The following is a 16,080-nucleotide window of genomic DNA, read 5'->3' on the forward strand; positions in this document are numbered from 1 at the left end:
ATGCATGGCCAGATTTGCAGACATCCCGAAATATAAGGAGAAGCAGGCGGTGGTCGCGCCGGAAATTGCCGGCGGCGATCAGGGTCTCTATCCCTTTGTCATTGTCGGGTCGGGTCCGATCGGTCTGGCAACCGCCCTGGATTTGGCGCGCAAAGGCCATTCTGTTACGCTGCTCACCGCTTTCGACTTTATCGCGTCGGGTTCCAAGGCGATCTGCTTTGCGAAACAGAGTCTCGACATATTGGACCGGCTGGGTGTTGGCGAGCGGGTGCTGGAAAAAGGCGTGATCTGGAATGTCGGAAAGCTGTTCTGGAAGGATCAGCCGGACCCGATTTACCAATTTGATATGCTGCCGGTTCGCCATCAGAAAAACCCCGGCTTTGTGAATATCCAGCAATATTATGTGGAAGAATATTTGATCGACGCGCTGGAAGCGATGGACAATGTCGATATCCGCTGGGGCAATGCCATCACCGATATTGCCGTGCATTCAGAGGGCGCGACCCTGCATGTTGCGAGCGATGCCGGCTCCTACCAGATGGAGACCGCCTATGTGCTGGCCTGCGACGGCTCCAATTCCACGATCCGCAAAGCCATGGGACTGAGCTTTGACGGGCGGGTCTTTGAAGATAATTTTCTGATCGCCGATATCAAATTTACCGGTGCGGATGCGGACCAGCGGCCCAGCGAACGCTGGTTCTGGTTTGATCCACCCTTCTGCCCCGGGGGCACGGCCTTGCTGCACAAACAGCCCGACCATGTCTGGCGGCTGGACTTCCAGCTCGGTCCGGATATCGATCGCGCCGCGGTCATCAAGCCGGAAAATGTCGAACCCTATGTGCGGGGCATGCTGGGTGACAGGGTGCAGTTCGAGCAGGAATGGTATTCGGTCTACAGTTTTCAGTGCCGCCGCATGGATCGCTTTGTCCATGGCCCGGTGATCTTCGTCGGCGATAGCGCGCATCTGCTGTCCCCCTTTGGCGCGCGCGGGGCCAATGGGGGTTTCGCAGACGCGGAAAATATCGCGTGGAAGCTGGACAAGCTGTTGCGCAATGAAGCCCCGAAGGCGTTGCTGGAAAGCTATAATTTCGAACGGGTGATGGGGGCGGACGAGAATATCATGAACAGCACGCGTTCGACCGATTTCATGACTCCGAAAAATGATCAATCCAGAGCGTTTCGCGATGCGGTTCTGGCACTGTCGCACGACTATGAATTTGCTCGTCCGTTCATCAATTCCGGACGTCTATCGACGCCGACCCCTTACAGGGACAGTCCGCTTTCAACGAGCGATGTTGACGACTGGCGAGACGGTCCGAAGCCGGGCTGTCCTTGCATCGATTCACCGATCATGGAGGGCGGAAAAAGTGGCTGGTTGCTGGAACAATTGGGGGACCAGTTCAGATTGCTTCATTTCGGCGACAATCCACCCGAGAGCGCGCTGCCGATCATCATCGAAAAGAGCAGTCCGCTGGCGGCGGAACGCTATGACGCCTTGGCTGGAGCCACCTATCTTGTGCGACCCGACCAGGTCGTTGCGGCCCGCTGGAAAAACGCATCGGCGGGCGCCATTGATGCCGCCTATCAACGCGCGATCGGGAACGGATGATGACCAAAGCTTCAACTGAAATCAAACTCAACCGGCATGATGATATATATGAAAAGCTTGTCCTTTTGCACGATGGGTTATCCGACGAAGAAAGCCGCATATTAAACGCCAAGTTGATCATCACACTGATCAATCAGGTCGGAGATCCAGACATTGTGATCGACCTTATGGACAAGATCAAAATCAACAGTGAAGAAAGCCATCCGAACCAAAAGAATGATGGATAGAAATTCGGGCTGTTTTGCATGTGCGCCGATCAGTCCGGTCTTTTGCCCGCTCTCGGGATATTGCGGACATAATGACCCACCGACCATTTGACAGGTTTAGGCGGATAGCCGTTGACAGCCTTGCCATTTCTTGCGGTGCTCATCTCACACGTTTTAACTGCACGCGGAAAAGCAGTTGCGCCTTTCCGCTGGCGATACGCTCTACATTTTCTATTGATTCTCCGGGATTGAGATCGCGTCGCAAATTTTTTGCTTTGAGCAACAGGCTGCTTTTGTCGTTCTTGAGATCCAATGGCCCGAGCAGATCGTTAAGGGTTGTGTAGATCACCAAATTGGAAAACCCATCCTGCCCTGGCGGAACGACGATTCTAAGCGATCCTTTTCCATTTGCATCGTGGATCAGTGCTTGCCTTCGGGAGCCCTTTTTGGTGCAACGGACATCGAAGTTGCGATTGCCGGAACGGATTTCATTTCCTTCAGCATCGGTCACACTGATAGAATAATATCCGCGATATCGCTTCCTCAGCAGTGCAGTCCCGTCGCATGATATGACATTGACATAAAGATGATACTCACGGTCCTGTTCTGGGGTTATTGGAGTATCGTCCGCCGGGACGTCATCGACCACGGGATTGTCAACATAATCGACCGGGATTAGCTTGTAGCGCACCGGACCTAACGCGCCGGCCACTTTGACGTCGAGCACACCGTCAGCCTGACGAACAAATGCCGCCTTACCTAATAGTGGCAGATCATCAGCAATGAAACGATTGGGCGCAGTCTGTCGAAAATTCCGCATCACCACCATATTGGGCTTTACCTGCAATACCAGCGCATGGACCCAGGGATCAATTGCATAGGCACGGCCATTGGCGATGGTGATGCGTTTGTTGATGCTCGAAATCCGGTAGGTGCCATCAACCTCGCTCGGTTCGCTTGCAGCAACCTTCTCCTTCATGGGCAAAAAGGCCGACATCTGGGCCTGTACCGGCGTGGTCCATGTCGCCATTGCAAAAAAGAGGATCAAAATGGCGCCTCTGTTGAGAAAGCAGTTTTTCATAAGACTATTCCGGAAGAAACGCGCTCGGAATTCAGCACTTCTTGTCTTTCTTTTTTGACCGGAATAGATTGCCGAAGCCGCATTTCGTTTTTTTGCCTACGGCTTTAGCATTGTTGATGTGGTGCTCGGCTCGACCTTTTGCGACTTCAGCAACAGCCTTTACCGGCTTTTTGCTCGTTGCCGCCGCTCCGTAGCGCTTTCTGACATCACTCCCGCGTTCCAACGTCAGGCCGGTTTTGTCCTTGATTCCAGCACGAACATTGCGATCAAATCGATCGACCTTAACAGCAGTATTCCTCAATTTGGTACCCGTTTCCTGACCGTAGGCACTCAGATTTTCTTTCAGCTTGCCTTTGGTTGTGAAGGTCTCACCAATTTTCCGGAAATTCTCGCGGTGATGTGCCCGTCGCTGTGCAGCGACATCGCGCAGGGAGACGTCCTTGTCAAAAATTGCCGCTCCATATTGAAAGCCGGTGCTGATCGGATCCTGCACCTCGGCGCCGGTTAGTGCTTTCACGCCTTCGGTGCCGACGAATTCCGCTGCAACGACCACTGCTCCGACGCCGGTACCGGCGAGTGCAGCACGTCCGCCTTTGCCGATTTTCGCTGCCGTCGCTCCGGTTTTAGCAGCCTTGGCAAGTTTTGCGGTTTTCGCCATCTTGGCAGCATCAGTCGCTTTAGACGCTGCTTTCAAACCCCCAGCACCGCGAGCGACCTGGGCAGAGCGGCCCGCCTTGTTCAGTTTCGAGATGTCGCCGCCCTTGTTGGCAACATTGCGAACCACCTGTCCCTCATTGACGATTCTACCGCGAGCCGCCTGTGCGGCGTCACCCTTGGAGACCAGACGCGCAATATCCGCATTTGCACCTTTGGGATTAATTAGCTTCCGCCCGAAGCCGTCGGCCCCTTTGGTTGAAAGCTTTGCCGGCGCTGGTTTTGCCCGAACTTGATCCCGGAAGGTGACCTTCATGCCGTTACCCTTGCGAGGAGCAGTGGTTTTATTCAGCCTTGCATTTTTCGCGGCGTTTCCGCGACGATTCAGTTCAGTGAGATCATCAGCTGAACCGGCGACCCGATTGACGCGGGCACGCTGCGCAACTTCGCCCTTCTCTATCGCGCGCCCAAGATGGGAATTTGAGATATTGGCCGGGCGAGCACGGGGCGCGGTCTTTACCTGACGTGCACCTTTCGCGGCGTTTCCGCGACGCTCCAGCTCTGCCAGATTATCGGCTGAACCAGCAACCCGGTTCGTGCGAACGCGCTGCGCATTCTGACCGTTCTTAACTACGCGCCCGAGGTCAGAATTGGCTATATTGGACGGCCGAACGCGCGGTGTTGCCTTCGCCTGACGCGCGGCCTTTGCCGCATTGCCGCGGCGCTCTAGCTTTGCCATATCGTCGGCTGACCCTGCAATTCTGTTTGCACGCGCGGCGCGCGCTGCCTCACCGCGCTGCTTCAACTGTTTGAGGCTGGTTGGACGTGATTGGCTTGCGTTTGATTGAGAGGTCTTTGAAAAGCGATTCATCTCCGCCTTGGAAATCTTGCGCATTTTTGGCTTGGGGTCTGAATGCAGCTTTGTTCCAGCTGCCGCCAAAGCGCCGCCGCCGACAATCAAACCAATTTGTGTTTTTTCTTCGTCGCTCAACTCATCATCAGCCGCTGTGCTGGACGACTGTTGGGCCCCTTGAGAAGTCTGCGCGAGTATGGGCGTTGAAGCCATCGACATCGCCAGGGCGGAGGCGCCCAATCCCCAAAACATCTTTGAAATTTTCATAGTCCTGCTCCTAGATCCTTCGTAACGGCCCGCCAAATGGGGTCCCTTGGCATTTTGTGTAGCCGAGCCACGATAAGTCTAGAATGAGGTGAATACCCCAATTGTCAGGATGGGAAAATCAGGCGGCCGCCAAAATGATCCGGGCGGTCGTTCCGTGACCTACTTTTGATGTTATTAAAATCTCAAATCCATGGCGTGCTGCCAGTTCGTGAACAATGGCAAGCCCCAGTCCATCACCCTGCGAATCTTCGTTTTTTGTTCCGCGCTGCTGCGCTTTCTCCAATTGTTCAGCATCCATGCCGCAGCCGTCATCCGATACTTCGATGATGCAGTGTTCCTCATGCAAAACTGCAAGCGTGACATGTTCTGCATCGGCATGGCGCAGAGCATTTGCGACTAGATTGCTTGTCGCCCGGATCAAAGCTAGCGCTGGCAGCTGGGTGCGACATGGAGCGCAATGTGTTTCAAGCGAGATGCCCAGCTTGGCCGCTTCCCCGCTGAACATATCATCGACCGTCTCTACGATTAGTTCGAGCGAATAGGCGTCCTCCTCGATCTCATGCAACGCCATCGCTGACTGATCACGGTCGCTATATTCGTGCGTTAACTCCTCCAGATAGTCGATGGCCTCACCAAGCCGCCCCTGCAGCCCCTGAGAAAGCTTATCAGCTTCTTCGCGGATTGCGGCACGCAGTCCCATCAGGGGTTGGCGGATATCATGGCTGGCAGAGGCAAGCTGCTGTTTGCGCATCCGGGCGGTATCGCGTGCACGGGCGTAGCGACGTTCTGTCACCAGGAGCCGGCGATCAGACTCGGACTGCGCTTTCAGGGCATCAATACGTTCGTGGGTCAACCGGTCGCGTTCTTTCAGATTGCGCTGGATATCGACAATTACAATCACCAGCAAAGTCGCCGCGATGATCAGTCGCATCATGTCTCTGACGAAATTTGAAAATAGCTCGGGGACGACCGTGCCGACCAGAGCTGGTTCGACCAATATTATCGCGACCGAGCCAATCATTATGGCGGCAACCGCGATCCATCTCAGCCTTCTCGTCGTCTCCAGCCGGAACGCGATGACCGCAATCAATCCGAGGACAAGAAAGTAGAATACCGCGACCAGCTCTGAATCCAGTCGATACCAGAAAAGTAAGCCTAAGCCCGCCAATGGTAGTAAAATCATAAAGGCCTGAGCAACTCGGCTGGTCGCCGCGGCGATTTTTTCCCAAAAAGCCGTAAAAATGATGGCTGTCAGTGAACATGACACAAATGTGATGCAGCTGCGCCATACGAGACGGGCCTGCTCAAAATCATTGGCCAATATGGTTGTAAACAACGAAACATCACTTTGAATGGCAGCCAGTGAAAACCCGACGGCAATCAATATGGTCACCCATCTTCTGGCCAATATCCCAAGAATGATAAGTGAAATGCCAACCGCCAGAAAAGTTATGATCACTCCGGCTTTCAGGAGCGTTCCGATAATCTGATTTCGGCCCAGTTCGCCCTCACGAAACAAACCGATTGATGGACGATCTATCCCGGCGAGATTGATCAATATCAGTTCCGATTGACTGGGATCCAACTCAAAGCTTGCCGAATGGAGATAAGTCAGCTTGCGCGGCAACAGCTCACCGCGCGTGCTCGTCAAACCCCCAAGAATTTTCTCTGAGTCACGAGCTTGCCGCGCAATATAAATCTCAGGCACAACATAGAAAATTCCGCCGAGGCCAATGCTACGACGAATAGATCCCTCGTTGGAGGACGCAGCCTTGATCGGGAGAGCAATCCAAAGATCGCGTATCTCTTTGACTTCCGATCTTTGCGGACGAAACGAGGTCGAGAATTTGCCATTTTTATAAGCAGCCAACGCCTCTTTGACATCGACGGTTTGCTCGTGGGTGTTAGAAAAATACAGCGCCTTGCCTTCCACCTGTTCGGTCGGCTGTCCTTCATGGACAATGACGGGGTCGATATCGGAAGGTTGTGCAAAAACGGGCATTGGGGCAGCATGGACTGCGCACAAAATGATCCATAATGCGAACGCTCGCCATATTATATGCTGACTTGACATCATGTTATGTTTACACATCTTTCCGATCGGCAGAAGGGGGTGTGGGATATGCTGGCTTGGATAAGATGAGCTTTGATCGCAATCGCACTGCTATAATCGCAGATGATCACGCAATAGTGCGAGATGCGCTGTCCCAACTGCTTTATAATGCGGACTCGCTTGATGGATATAATTTTACCATTTGCGATAAGGTGTCGGATGGAATCCGCGCGATTGGTGCCATGCGCAAGCATCAACCTAACCTTCTGATGCTGGACGTGACCATGCCGCATGCGGGCGGGACGGAAGTTTTGATTGAAGCCCGGCGATGGTCGCCTGACACCAAAGTCATAGTGTTTACGGCAGTTCAGGCGAGCGGAAAAATAGCCGAACTTGTTGAGGCCGGAGCGGACGGCGTGTTTTGCAAATCCGATGAGATGGATGAGCTGGCAGATGCGATCCCAAAAATCATGGAAGGCGCGCGCATTATCTGTTCTCGTTTTTCGCAAATGCTTGAGGCTGCCGGCGAAGTCGAACCATTGACGGCCCGCGAACGCCAAATCTTGAATCTGGTGGTTTCCGGGCAAACCAATCGCGAAATTGGAGAAACCCTTGGAATCAGCGTGAAGACCGTTGATCGTCATCGCACCAATGTGATGCACAAAGCCAATGCCCGATCGGCGGCGGAACTGATCGCTTATGCGCTGCGGGAAGGGCTGGTGGACCCCAGCGTTTCTTAAGACAAAATCTGACGACCAGTGCACAAAAAACCTATTGCAGATCTTCGACACTGACCCAGCCCAACACACCATAAGCGTCTTTGACCGGTAGAAAAATGCCGTCCAACTCTCCTATTGGTATTAGCGCAACACCGGGGCGGATTGCTCGGATAGTTTCCGCCTCGCGCGATGGCTCCAGATACAGAAAGGAATCTGCCGCCGCGAGTACGGGGGTTGGCTCTTCTTCAACTGTTGAAGTCTCTTCAATTTGTTCGTCTAGCTTTTGTCCTACCCCAAGAGCCCTGGCCTGCCGGACCATGTTGTTATAGGCGATGACAAAGCTCTGAACCATTTCCCGTCCGGATTCCTTCTTGGTATAGCGCAGTTCTGCGGATGCTGTTTCAACACCGCGCATCCAATAGCCTTCGGGCATTTGTGCCATGGCATCATCCTCATCGTCGTGAAATTTGAGTTTGGTCTTTTGAACCAGTCCGGTTCCGGCAGCGATAGCGCTGTTTTGCGAGGTTGCAATCAATGTCAGGCCGGTGACCACGGTGTTCTTCTTACCAATCCCGACCATCCCCGCCAGGCCGTTTACAACAGCTCCGGCGAGAGGAACCACCCCTGCAATATCGCCAGCGGTTCCCATCCCGCTGCGATAACTGCTGTTCTGCGCAAGCGCAGCGGCATTGGCGAATCCCGCGCTGTTCAAATTGGTCGCTTTTGCGACTTCAAACCTATCTCCGGCTACGACAGTCAGCAGATAATTTGCCGCTTGTGCGCTATTGGGGTCATAAAGAGTAAAGCAGCCTGATTGATTGATCAGGGCCTCGATAATCGCTTTAGGGCTACCCAGATTCTTGTCGACCCAGCTGCGGGCCTCTCCTTCGATAACGGCAATCGTGCCCAGCGTATCCTTGCACTGGACCAATTCTATCGGTCGGTGTTTCGATCCTGCACTGACGGGTGCTACAGCCACGTTCGCACCGCATAGAATGACCGCTGCAACAAGGCCTGTAAAACGGTTCAACATCACATACTCCACCGCTGATTGTTGCCATAGAAACAGTCCCAGATCTGAATTCTTCCGCCGTTACGTTTTGATTCAGGACCGTGGGCGTCGAGGCAGTGTCCGGTGGCCTTATGGACAAAGGCTATACCCCCCTCAGAAGTCTCTCGAGTTTCCCATATTTGCGTCTCTTTGCCATCGCAGCCAAAGGCGCGAACAGGGGCTCCATTGTCGGGGCCGACGGCCTCCAGGCACATGCCGCTGGCGGCGACCAATAGCCCATTATCGGGCAAAAAGATAAACCGCTGGTTCTCGCTGCCAAGGCACTTCCAGACCTGGATCCGGCCACCTTGCTTGCCGACGTCGGAACCATTCAGGTCCAGGCACATGCCGTCTGCGCTGGTCACCGGACCAGTGATTTCAAGGTCAACATCAAGCGGATCTGGCCTATCGGCAAGGGCGAAACCATCGGGCGTGAGCAGCAATTCATGCCCCAGTCGAACCGCTTCGAACGCCTCCGGATAAGAAAGTTCGACGGGTTCAAGCGAGAATTTCGGTGCAAGCAACCCTTCGCCACCGGAGGCGAAAATCGTACCATCTTCCCGAACGGTCCATTCCATTTGGCGCTTCAACAACGCGTCATAGGCCGTCAGCTTTTGCCGGTCGGTTTGACGCAACTTGGTAGATGTGACCATGCCGGGTTCCACCACCCAAACAAACAAATGCATCCAACCCTCCAGAGCGAACACATGGCCATTCTCGATAGCAACTTGCTTGTTCAACTCGCGAAGTCGCCAGATACCATCGATCGGGAGTGGTTGCTCGGGGTCTACTTCATCAATTTGAACCAGATCCGCCAATGGACGGCCATCCTGCGCCATGGCGGGGCCTGCTTGGCCAATCAGAAGGGCAAGCAGAAGAAACAATCCAAGACAAAACCCGAACCCACGCCCGCTTTTTTTTGCAAATATCATCAATCAAACTCCCGAGATTGAAGCTTGTATTGCCTGATACAGGTCCAGCAGAAAATGGGGTCTATCCCCCAAATCCCAGCGACAAGATATTGCAACAGGGATTCTTCTATAGCCCGCATGCCATTTTGGATATGTCAGGCTTGGCTTGAGCTTAGCTGTCATTCTCGAACAAAAGCTGATCGCGCGACCGGAACCTAATAAATACCCAGCTTAATTCCCTTTCTGCGCCCGAGGCGGTCAGAACCAGACTGTCTGCTAACGGCCCAGTTGCCGTAATTTGAAACGGTCCAAGCTAACGCCCGCTTTCGGGATATTGCAGCCACAATCAGGCAGTCATAGTTACGAAAGTGCATAGCCTCTTCCCGACGCCCTCTAATTGTCCCCCAGCTCACATCCTCTTGCCACCAGCAACGGCCGCATTTCGCGATAGGCGGCGGGTGTTCGGTCAAGGGGAATATAGGGGTGCAGGTGATGGACGATGTGAAATTGCATGCCCATCGACCCGATATTGCCGATCGCCGACTTCCAGCTGCGCGTTTCTGTATAGCGCCCCCGCGCCGTGCCCGGATGGTGGGGCGCCCAGGACAGGTAGAAGACCAGATAGGTCATCGCAATTTGAAGCGGAAGCCACCAGAGGAAAAAGGCTTCCAACGCAAATCCCGTCCAGGCCAATGTGAACAGGATCGCGAAAAAACCGAGCTTGTAGGCGAGGGTCAGCAATATCAGCCCTTGTCGGTCATGACGCTCAAGCGAGGCCAGATAATCATTCTGGCGCTGTCCCTTGGGCTGGCGTTCCTTCACCGTTCGCCATAGCGCCGCCCAAGGCCCCGCTGCGTGGCTTGTGTAATCTGGGTCCAGCTCCGGGTCATTGGCGTGGCGATGGTGGTCCAGATGAGTCACCCGCAAGACCTCGAACGGCAATATGATCATCCATGATGTTGCATGGCCGACCCATTCATTAAGCCAACGAAGCTTTTGTCCGGGCCTTGCGATAATGTCATGCTGGGCGTCATGGGTCGGCAGATAGACCATTGACATGTTGATCGTCGCGACAATGAAACCGAGCCAGAGCGGCATGATATCCAGCAGCACCAAAGGCCACACGGCCAGCCAGCACAGCAAATTGCCAAAGGCCCAAATCACCATCAGCCAGGGAAACATGCCGGAATGTTTCTTGGCGATCTGACGTTCCAGTTTCATCAACTGCGCGTCTGAGAGGCTCGACAGGTCAGCGGACAGGATGTCTCCGGTCGCGGCGGTCATATCCACCGCCCCTTGATTTGCGCGAACAGACCCCAGAGACCGCCAGCAATCAGAGCAAAGACAATTGTCGAGAGACCGAAGGGAGCGGAAATATCCGCCACACTCATGAGTTGAGCCATGACCGGCACAACGAAGCCAAAGGCAAAGATCAGCGGTAAAAAATTGAGAACCGCAGTCAGAATTTTTTCCATGCCGTCTCCTCTTGAGAGAGGTTTATATACACCAATGTCAGTAATTCCAAGTTTGCCTTTTTTAAGGGGGCAGTTAAGGTCGTCCGATGACATGGAAACCCGAACTCGAAGAACTCGCTGAACGCCAAAGATTGGCCGAAAAAATGGGCGGCGAGGAAAAAGTCTCTCGCCAGCACGGCCGAGGCAAGCTGGATGCGCGGGCCCGCATTGCGGGAATCGTCGATGAAGACAGCTTTCGCGAGATCGGCAAAATTGCCGGGCGTGGAACCTATGCTGAGGACGGAACCTTCGAGGATTTTGCCCCGAGCAACTTGATTTTTGGCCGCGCCAATATTGAAGGGCGTCCGGTTGTTGCCTCCGCCGATGATTTCACAGTCCGCGGCGGCGCCGCCGATGCAGCGCTCCACCGCAAGTTTACCCAATGTGAGAAAATGGCGCATACGCTCGGCATCCCGATGATCCGGATGATCGACGGCACTGGCGGTGGTGGCTCGGTTAAATCGCTTGAAGATATGGGCTTCACCTATGTACCGGCCGTTCCCGGCTGGGAAGACATTATCAAGAATCAGGACACGGTACCGGTCGTAGCCCTAGCGCTTGGTCCGACGGCGGGCATGGGCGCAGCACGGACCGTGGCCAGTCACTATTCCATCATGGTGAAGGGGCTTTCCCAGATTTTTGCTGCGGGTCCCGCCGTGGCCGCTGCCATCGGTGATGATCTTAGCAAGGAACAATTGGGTGGGTCGGACATTCACACCACCAACGGCGTGGTCGATGAAGAGGTCGCCAGCGAAGCGGAAGCCTTTGCCACCGCGCGCAAATTCCTGTCCTACCTGCCCAGCAATGTGAATCAGCTATCCAGCCGCGCCGAGAATTGGGACCCCGTGGACCGCAAGGACGAAAGCCTGCTCACCGCCGTCCCGCGCGCTGACAAGCAGGTCTATTCGATGCGGAAGATCATGGACTCGGTCTTCGATGAAGGCTCTGTATTTGAAATGGGCAAGCGATGGGGCCGTGCGGCGATTACCGCCTTTGCGCGGCTCGACGGCTGGCCGGTTGCGGTGTTGGCCAATGATCCCAGCTTTTTAGGCGGCTCCTGGGAAGCCAAGTCATCGGAAAAGGTCGAACGCTTCGCCAAGCTTGCTGAACAATTCCACCTGCCGGTCGTTCATCTGGTCGATAACCCCGGTTTCATGATCGGCGGTGAAGCCGAGCGCACCGGCACGATCCGCTATGGCGTACAGGCGATGAACGCCGTCTATAAGGCGACCGTGCCTTGGGCCAGCATCATCGTTCGCCGCGCTTATGGCATCGCCGGCAGCGCGATGAGCAATGCGGAGAATTTTCAATATCGCTTTGCATGGCCGTCGGGGGACTGGGGTTCATTGCCAATCGCCGGTGGTCTGGAGGTCGCCTATAAATCGGATATCGAGGCCGCAGACGATCCCGCAGCCAGACTTGCCGAAATCAAGGCCAAGCTCGACAAGGTCACTTCGCCTTTCCGCACCGCCGAGCAGTTTAGCGTGGAGGACATCATCGACCCGCGTGAAACAAGGCCACTCTTGTGCGAATTTGCCGATCTGGCATGGAGCAAACTTGGCGCATATTGACCACTGACGCCAAACTGCAATCAAACTCGATTAGGCATCACTCATGATTAAATTCTGGATCGCAACGCTTCTTGTTCTGCTGCCAGCCCCTGGCTTGGCCTGGGGTGGATATGCCCATCGCACGATTGCCGACATCGCCGAGGTCAATTTGGATCCTTTAGCGAAAGCTCGAATGAACAAGCTTTTCCAATCGGCGTCACTGCTCGGCACGCCCAAATGCGATCTCAAAAATATACAAGATGCCAGCGTCTGGCCCGATTGTGTGCGGCGCGACCGGTTGCGCTGGCGTTATACCGGTCCCTGGCACTATCAGAATGTCGATATCTGCAAGCCCTTTGATATGAAAAGCGCCTGCGCCAACGACAATTGCGTATCCGCCCAAATTGATCGCAACGCGGCGCTATTGGCCGACAAAAGCTTGCCAGCCCATGTCCGGTTGGAAGCCTTGACCTTTCTGGTTCATTTCGTTGGCGATATGCACATGCCGCTGCACAGCGGCGATCGCAGCGACCGGGGCGGCAATGATGTCAGCGCCGCCTATGGGATCATCAAAGGGCGCATGAACCTGCACTGGCTGTGGGACGGCCCGTTGGCCGAGCGCGCGATCACCGACGGCCCCAATATGGTGCGGCGCTATAGCGAGTCGGAAAAAGAGGCACTGGCGTCGGGCACCACAGAATTATGGGCGATGCAGGCTTGGGAAATCTCTCGCGATTACAGCTACAAGACGGCCGAAGACGCGCCATCCTGTGGCCCTCGCATGGACGAACGCGCGATGATCGATAATGACGAAATTCCCGCGCTGGTGCCGATTGCGCGACTCCAGATCGCACGCTCATCGCTTCGATTGGCGCGATTGCTCAACGAAGCGCTCCAATAGAGCCATTCGTCACCCAAGCGACCAAATTTCATTGTAAATTTGTGAATCATTCCGCCACAAAATCAGTCATTTGATTGCAACTATGCTAGGAGTCACTGGAAAGCGGCGATTATATCCTATCGCTTTCCGGGTGATTTGAATAGCATTTCATCTACCGAAATAAACGGTTCATCTCGGATACAGCAACGCGATGATATTCAGTTTGAAGTAAGTTTGGCACAGTTAAGAAAGGAAGAAACGATGTACTTGTCTCCTAGATCATTCATCAATCAGCCTGCTCATGCATTGGCCGAACAGGGACTGGTCCGCGGTTATCAGCCGCTTTATCATCTCGACATTGTCAATCGCTGCCCCGGTTGCGGCAAGTCACACTGGCATGTCGGACGGTTCAGCGCAGAATGTGCCCATTGCGAAACGGCTTTGCCGCTGGCGATGGTTGCTAGCCAACCTATGCAACCGCGCTTTACCGAACATTTCAGCAAAACCGCGATGGCGGCCTAAGCGGCGCAAGCCCCTTAGCTCGACTTCAACCGCGTCAGATAAGAGGCTGCGTCATTTGAGTTGATCCGCACCCACATCGGTTTGTGGTCGGAAAGCTGATAGGTGCGCCAACTGCTCCTATAATATTTGGTGAGGGCAGCGCCCTGCTTGTCCTTGCCACCCTTTTTCTTGCGCAGCTCGCTCTCATATTCCTGCGCATCGCCATCGCGGTAGACCGATTTGAATATCTCGAAAATGCCAGCATTGGCTTTCTTCGGATCATCGGTTTGTCGGTCAATAAAGTTCAACGTGTCATCATCGGTCATAAAGGCGATCTGATCGTAATATTTGCTAAGATCTAGATTGGATGGCCGGTTGAGCGCGTTGGGAATCCGAAAGCCATGCCGCTTCAGCGCGGTCATCGTTTCATGGTCCGGGTGCACGATGTTAAAGTCCCCCAGCAAAATCAGAGACCGCCCTTCCTTCTGCGCCTGCTCTGCGCGATCTCCGAAATAGTCGGCCACGCGATCAATTTCTTGCACCCGTTGCCGCAACTTCGATCCCGATGACGAGCCGTAGAAAAGATGGACGGTACAGACATCAAATTTGAACCAGCCGGACTGGAAAGCGGTGATGAACGGGGATCGCCGGAACTGCTTGCCCTGGAACAGCTCACCGCCCTCTCCCGCTGTGTCGTCGGTGATCAGCATATCGGTGGGCAGGACAATTTCCCCCGCAATATTCTGGAACCGCACCTTGCGCTTGTCATAAAGATAGAGCAGGCGCTCCCCGCCGCTGCCCAGCTTGTGATGGGTCTTGTCCGACGCGATGAAATCATAGTCGGGACCCAGCCGTTTCATAACTGCCCGCCAGTCGTCAAGATCGACGACTTCCTGCACCGCCACAAAGTCAAAGCGGGACAGAATCTCGGCGATATACATCAGGCTTTCCGGCAACCTTCGAACCTTGCCGAAATTGCGGATGTTCCAGGTCGCCATGAGCAAGGTCTGTTCGCTGTCCTTTTCAGGCACATCGCGATCAAGCTGGTTGATCAGCCGCTCGAGATTACCCACAACGCGCGCGCGTTGGGCTTTCGGAATATATTTAAGATAATGATATTGCGGCACCGTGCGGCTTCCTTCCATCGGTTAGAAGCGACCCTATTTTCTTATGCCAACGGTCTAACATAGATTGCCGGTGGCGTCAGGGTCGGAATTCTTGCCACCAACATTCATAAAACTAGAGATCGCCAAAGGACTTGAGTGCGGCCGGCGCGACCATATCGCCCCATTCCTGCACGAAATGTCCGGCCTCTTCGATCAACATCGGTTCGGGGCAGCCCTTGATCAAACCGTGCATCATCTTCATCACCGGCGGCCCGAGCACCGGGTCGGATCCGCCAATCGCCATGAAGCTGGCACCCGACCATTCACCACTCCAGAATGCCGCCGCTTGCTTGCTTACGGCCACGCCGTCCATATCGGGCGAAACCGGGACCAGCGCGGGAAACTTGCGGGCGCCGGCCTGATAGCTGGAGTCAGGATAAGGCGCATTATAAGCCGCTGTTTCCGCTTCGGTCATCTGCGGGGTGCCGCGCGCGATAATCCCACCGGCGTCAAATTCCGGAACCGTCAGCGCATATTCTTTCCACGCATCAAAGCCGTCCCCCGCGCCGGTGCCCAGCCCCAATGCCGTGTTCATGATGATCAACCGCGACAGGCGCGCTTTGAAATTCGCATCAACAGGCAGCGTCAAACCGATCAGCCCGCCCCAATCCTGCACGACCAATGTGACATTGGTCAGGTCCAGCCTCTCAACCAAAGCCAGGATATGATTGCGGTGGAAGTCGAATGTATAATCGTCGAGTTCGGTCGGCTTGTCAGATCGGCCAAAACCGAAGAAATCCGGACAGACCACCCGCGCGCCAGTGGCGGTGAAATGCGGGATCATCTTGCGATAGAGAAAGGACCAGCTCGGCTCGCCATGCAGGCACAGGAACGTTGTCCCGGCATCTTCGGGCCCGGTATCCACATAGGCCGCGCGCAGCCCTTCATAGCCCGGCAGATCGTCGATATAGTGGACCGGAACATCAAAATCCGGGATATCGGCAAAGCGTTCGTCGGGCGTTCGGATGGCTGCTATGGTCATGAAAAGGTTCCTCTCAGATTGCGCAACAGAACCTGTCAGCATGCATTGGACCGGTCAAGTTCGCAAAAGTGCAGAAACGATGC

The 16,080-nt window shown here is 54.6% G+C and carries 15 protein-coding genes; 6 read left to right on the plus strand and 9 right to left on the minus strand.

Features of this window, described 5'->3' with window-relative positions; translation table 11 throughout:
• Window positions 1-4 precede the first annotated feature (4 nt).
• Window positions 5-1,609, plus strand: a complete 1,605-nt coding sequence (locus ABJV08_RS00215) for an FAD-dependent oxidoreductase (protein WP_348040044.1) — start codon at window positions 5-7, stop codon at window positions 1,607-1,609.
• Window positions 1,609-1,836, plus strand: coding sequence for a DUF2783 domain-containing protein (locus ABJV08_RS00220; protein WP_348040045.1), 228 nt, complete (start codon window positions 1,609-1,611; stop codon window positions 1,834-1,836). The genes ABJV08_RS00215 and ABJV08_RS00220 overlap by 1 nt, the downstream gene beginning before the upstream one ends.
• Window positions 1,837-1,975: 139 nt before the next feature.
• On the opposite strand, the gene ABJV08_RS00225 is transcribed toward ABJV08_RS00220, so the two are convergent.
• The 3 genes from ABJV08_RS00225 to ABJV08_RS00235 form a co-directional block, all read right to left on the minus strand.
• Entirely contained in the window at window positions 1,976-2,845 is an 870-nt protein-coding gene (locus ABJV08_RS00225) for a hypothetical protein (RefSeq protein ID WP_348040046.1), read from the minus strand.
• 82 nt (window positions 2,846-2,927) lie between these two features.
• Window positions 2,928-4,670, minus strand: a complete 1,743-nt coding sequence (locus tag ABJV08_RS00230; protein ID WP_348040047.1) for a hypothetical protein — start codon at window positions 4,668-4,670, stop codon at window positions 2,928-2,930.
• 118 nt (window positions 4,671-4,788) lie between these two features.
• Window positions 4,789-6,672 (minus strand): HAMP domain-containing sensor histidine kinase, encoded by a 1,884-nt coding sequence (locus ABJV08_RS00235; RefSeq protein ID WP_348040048.1) that lies wholly within the window; start codon window positions 6,670-6,672, stop codon window positions 4,789-4,791.
• 137 nt (window positions 6,673-6,809) lie between these two features.
• On the opposite strand from ABJV08_RS00235, the gene ABJV08_RS00240 reads away from it, so the two are divergent.
• A complete protein-coding gene (locus tag ABJV08_RS00240) occupies window positions 6,810-7,463 on the plus strand; it encodes a response regulator transcription factor (RefSeq protein ID WP_348040211.1) in 654 nt (217 codons plus the stop codon).
• A gap of 31 nt (window positions 7,464-7,494) precedes the next feature.
• On the opposite strand, the gene ABJV08_RS00245 is transcribed toward ABJV08_RS00240, so the two are convergent.
• From ABJV08_RS00245 to ABJV08_RS00260, 4 genes are all read right to left on the minus strand, one after another.
• Complete coding sequence (locus ABJV08_RS00245) at window positions 7,495-8,475, minus strand: SH3 domain-containing protein (protein WP_348040049.1); 981 nt, start codon at window positions 8,473-8,475, stop codon at window positions 7,495-7,497.
• Window positions 8,475-9,425 carry an RICIN domain-containing protein gene (locus tag ABJV08_RS00250; RefSeq protein ID WP_348040050.1) on the minus strand — a complete coding sequence of 317 codons (951 nt, stop codon included), beginning with the start codon at window positions 9,423-9,425 and terminating at the stop codon, window positions 8,475-8,477. Before ABJV08_RS00250 ends, ABJV08_RS00245 begins: the two co-directional genes overlap by 1 nt.
• 372 nt (window positions 9,426-9,797) lie before the next feature.
• Window positions 9,798-10,688, minus strand: a complete 891-nt coding sequence (locus ABJV08_RS00255; protein ID WP_348040051.1) for a fatty acid desaturase — start codon at window positions 10,686-10,688, stop codon at window positions 9,798-9,800.
• Window positions 10,685-10,879: a hypothetical protein gene (locus tag ABJV08_RS00260; RefSeq protein ID WP_348040052.1), complete on the minus strand. Its 195-nt coding sequence runs from the start codon at window positions 10,877-10,879 to the stop codon at window positions 10,685-10,687. Before ABJV08_RS00260 ends, ABJV08_RS00255 begins: the two co-directional genes overlap by 4 nt.
• Window positions 10,880-10,965: 86 nt before the next feature.
• Between ABJV08_RS00260 and ABJV08_RS00265 the strand changes: the two genes are divergently transcribed.
• The 3 genes from ABJV08_RS00265 (at window position 10,966) to ABJV08_RS00275 (ending at window position 13,870) form a co-directional block, all read left to right on the plus strand.
• Window positions 10,966-12,489 (plus strand): carboxyl transferase domain-containing protein, encoded by a 1,524-nt coding sequence (locus tag ABJV08_RS00265; RefSeq protein ID WP_348040053.1) that lies wholly within the window; start codon window positions 10,966-10,968, stop codon window positions 12,487-12,489.
• 43 nt (window positions 12,490-12,532) lie between these two features.
• Window positions 12,533-13,369, plus strand: coding sequence for a S1/P1 nuclease (locus ABJV08_RS00270; RefSeq protein WP_348040054.1), 837 nt, complete (start codon window positions 12,533-12,535; stop codon window positions 13,367-13,369).
• A gap of 240 nt (window positions 13,370-13,609) precedes the next feature.
• On the plus strand, window positions 13,610-13,870 hold the full coding sequence (locus ABJV08_RS00275) for a hypothetical protein (RefSeq protein ID WP_348040055.1): 261 nt from the start codon (window positions 13,610-13,612) through the stop codon (window positions 13,868-13,870).
• A gap of 14 nt (window positions 13,871-13,884) precedes the next feature.
• On the opposite strand, the gene ABJV08_RS00280 is transcribed toward ABJV08_RS00275, so the two are convergent.
• Together ABJV08_RS00280 and ABJV08_RS00285 are read right to left on the minus strand one after the other, a co-directional pair.
• Complete coding sequence (locus ABJV08_RS00280; protein ID WP_348114475.1) at window positions 13,885-14,994, minus strand: endonuclease/exonuclease/phosphatase family protein; 1,110 nt, start codon at window positions 14,992-14,994, stop codon at window positions 13,885-13,887.
• A 94-nt stretch (window positions 14,995-15,088) separates the two neighbouring features.
• Window positions 15,089-15,997, minus strand: a complete 909-nt coding sequence (locus tag ABJV08_RS00285) for a haloalkane dehalogenase (RefSeq protein WP_348040057.1) — start codon at window positions 15,995-15,997, stop codon at window positions 15,089-15,091.
• Between the last annotated feature and the right edge of the window lie 83 nt (window positions 15,998-16,080).

The organism is Parasphingorhabdus sp., from assembly GCF_039982395.1.
GTDB lineage: Bacteria > Pseudomonadota > Alphaproteobacteria > Sphingomonadales > Sphingomonadaceae > Parasphingorhabdus.

Coding starts and splice junctions, on each gene's coding strand:
- ABJV08_RS00230 (WP_348040047.1), bottom strand. CDS start 4,670: ATGAAAATTTCAAAGATGTTTTGGGGATTGGGCGCCTCCGCCCTGGCG.
- ABJV08_RS00270 (WP_348040054.1), top strand. CDS start 12,533: ATGATTAAATTCTGGATCGCAACGCTTCTTGTTCTGCTGCCAGCCCCT.
- ABJV08_RS00280 (WP_348114475.1), bottom strand. CDS start 14,994: ATGGAAGGAAGCCGCACGGTGCCGCAATATCATTATCTTAAATATATT.
- ABJV08_RS00235 (WP_348040048.1), bottom strand. CDS start 6,672: ATGCCCGTTTTTGCACAACCTTCCGATATCGACCCCGTCATTGTCCAT.
- ABJV08_RS00215 (WP_348040044.1), top strand. CDS start 5: ATGGCCAGATTTGCAGACATCCCGAAATATAAGGAGAAGCAGGCGGTG.
- ABJV08_RS00275 (WP_348040055.1), top strand. CDS start 13,610: ATGTACTTGTCTCCTAGATCATTCATCAATCAGCCTGCTCATGCATTG.
- ABJV08_RS00220 (WP_348040045.1), top strand. CDS start 1,609: ATGACCAAAGCTTCAACTGAAATCAAACTCAACCGGCATGATGATATA.
- ABJV08_RS00245 (WP_348040049.1), bottom strand. CDS start 8,475: ATGTTGAACCGTTTTACAGGCCTTGTTGCAGCGGTCATTCTATGCGGT.
- ABJV08_RS00260 (WP_348040052.1), bottom strand. CDS start 10,879: ATGGAAAAAATTCTGACTGCGGTTCTCAATTTTTTACCGCTGATCTTT.
- ABJV08_RS00255 (WP_348040051.1), bottom strand. CDS start 10,688: ATGACCGCCGCGACCGGAGACATCCTGTCCGCTGACCTGTCGAGCCTC.
- ABJV08_RS00225 (WP_348040046.1), bottom strand. CDS start 2,845: ATGGCGACATGGACCACGCCGGTACAGGCCCAGATGTCGGCCTTTTTG.
- ABJV08_RS00240 (WP_348040211.1), top strand. CDS start 6,810: ATGAGCTTTGATCGCAATCGCACTGCTATAATCGCAGATGATCACGCA.
- ABJV08_RS00250 (WP_348040050.1), bottom strand. CDS start 9,425: ATGATATTTGCAAAAAAAAGCGGGCGTGGGTTCGGGTTTTGTCTTGGA.
- ABJV08_RS00285 (WP_348040057.1), bottom strand. CDS start 15,997: ATGACCATAGCAGCCATCCGAACGCCCGACGAACGCTTTGCCGATATC.
- ABJV08_RS00265 (WP_348040053.1), top strand. CDS start 10,966: ATGACATGGAAACCCGAACTCGAAGAACTCGCTGAACGCCAAAGATTG.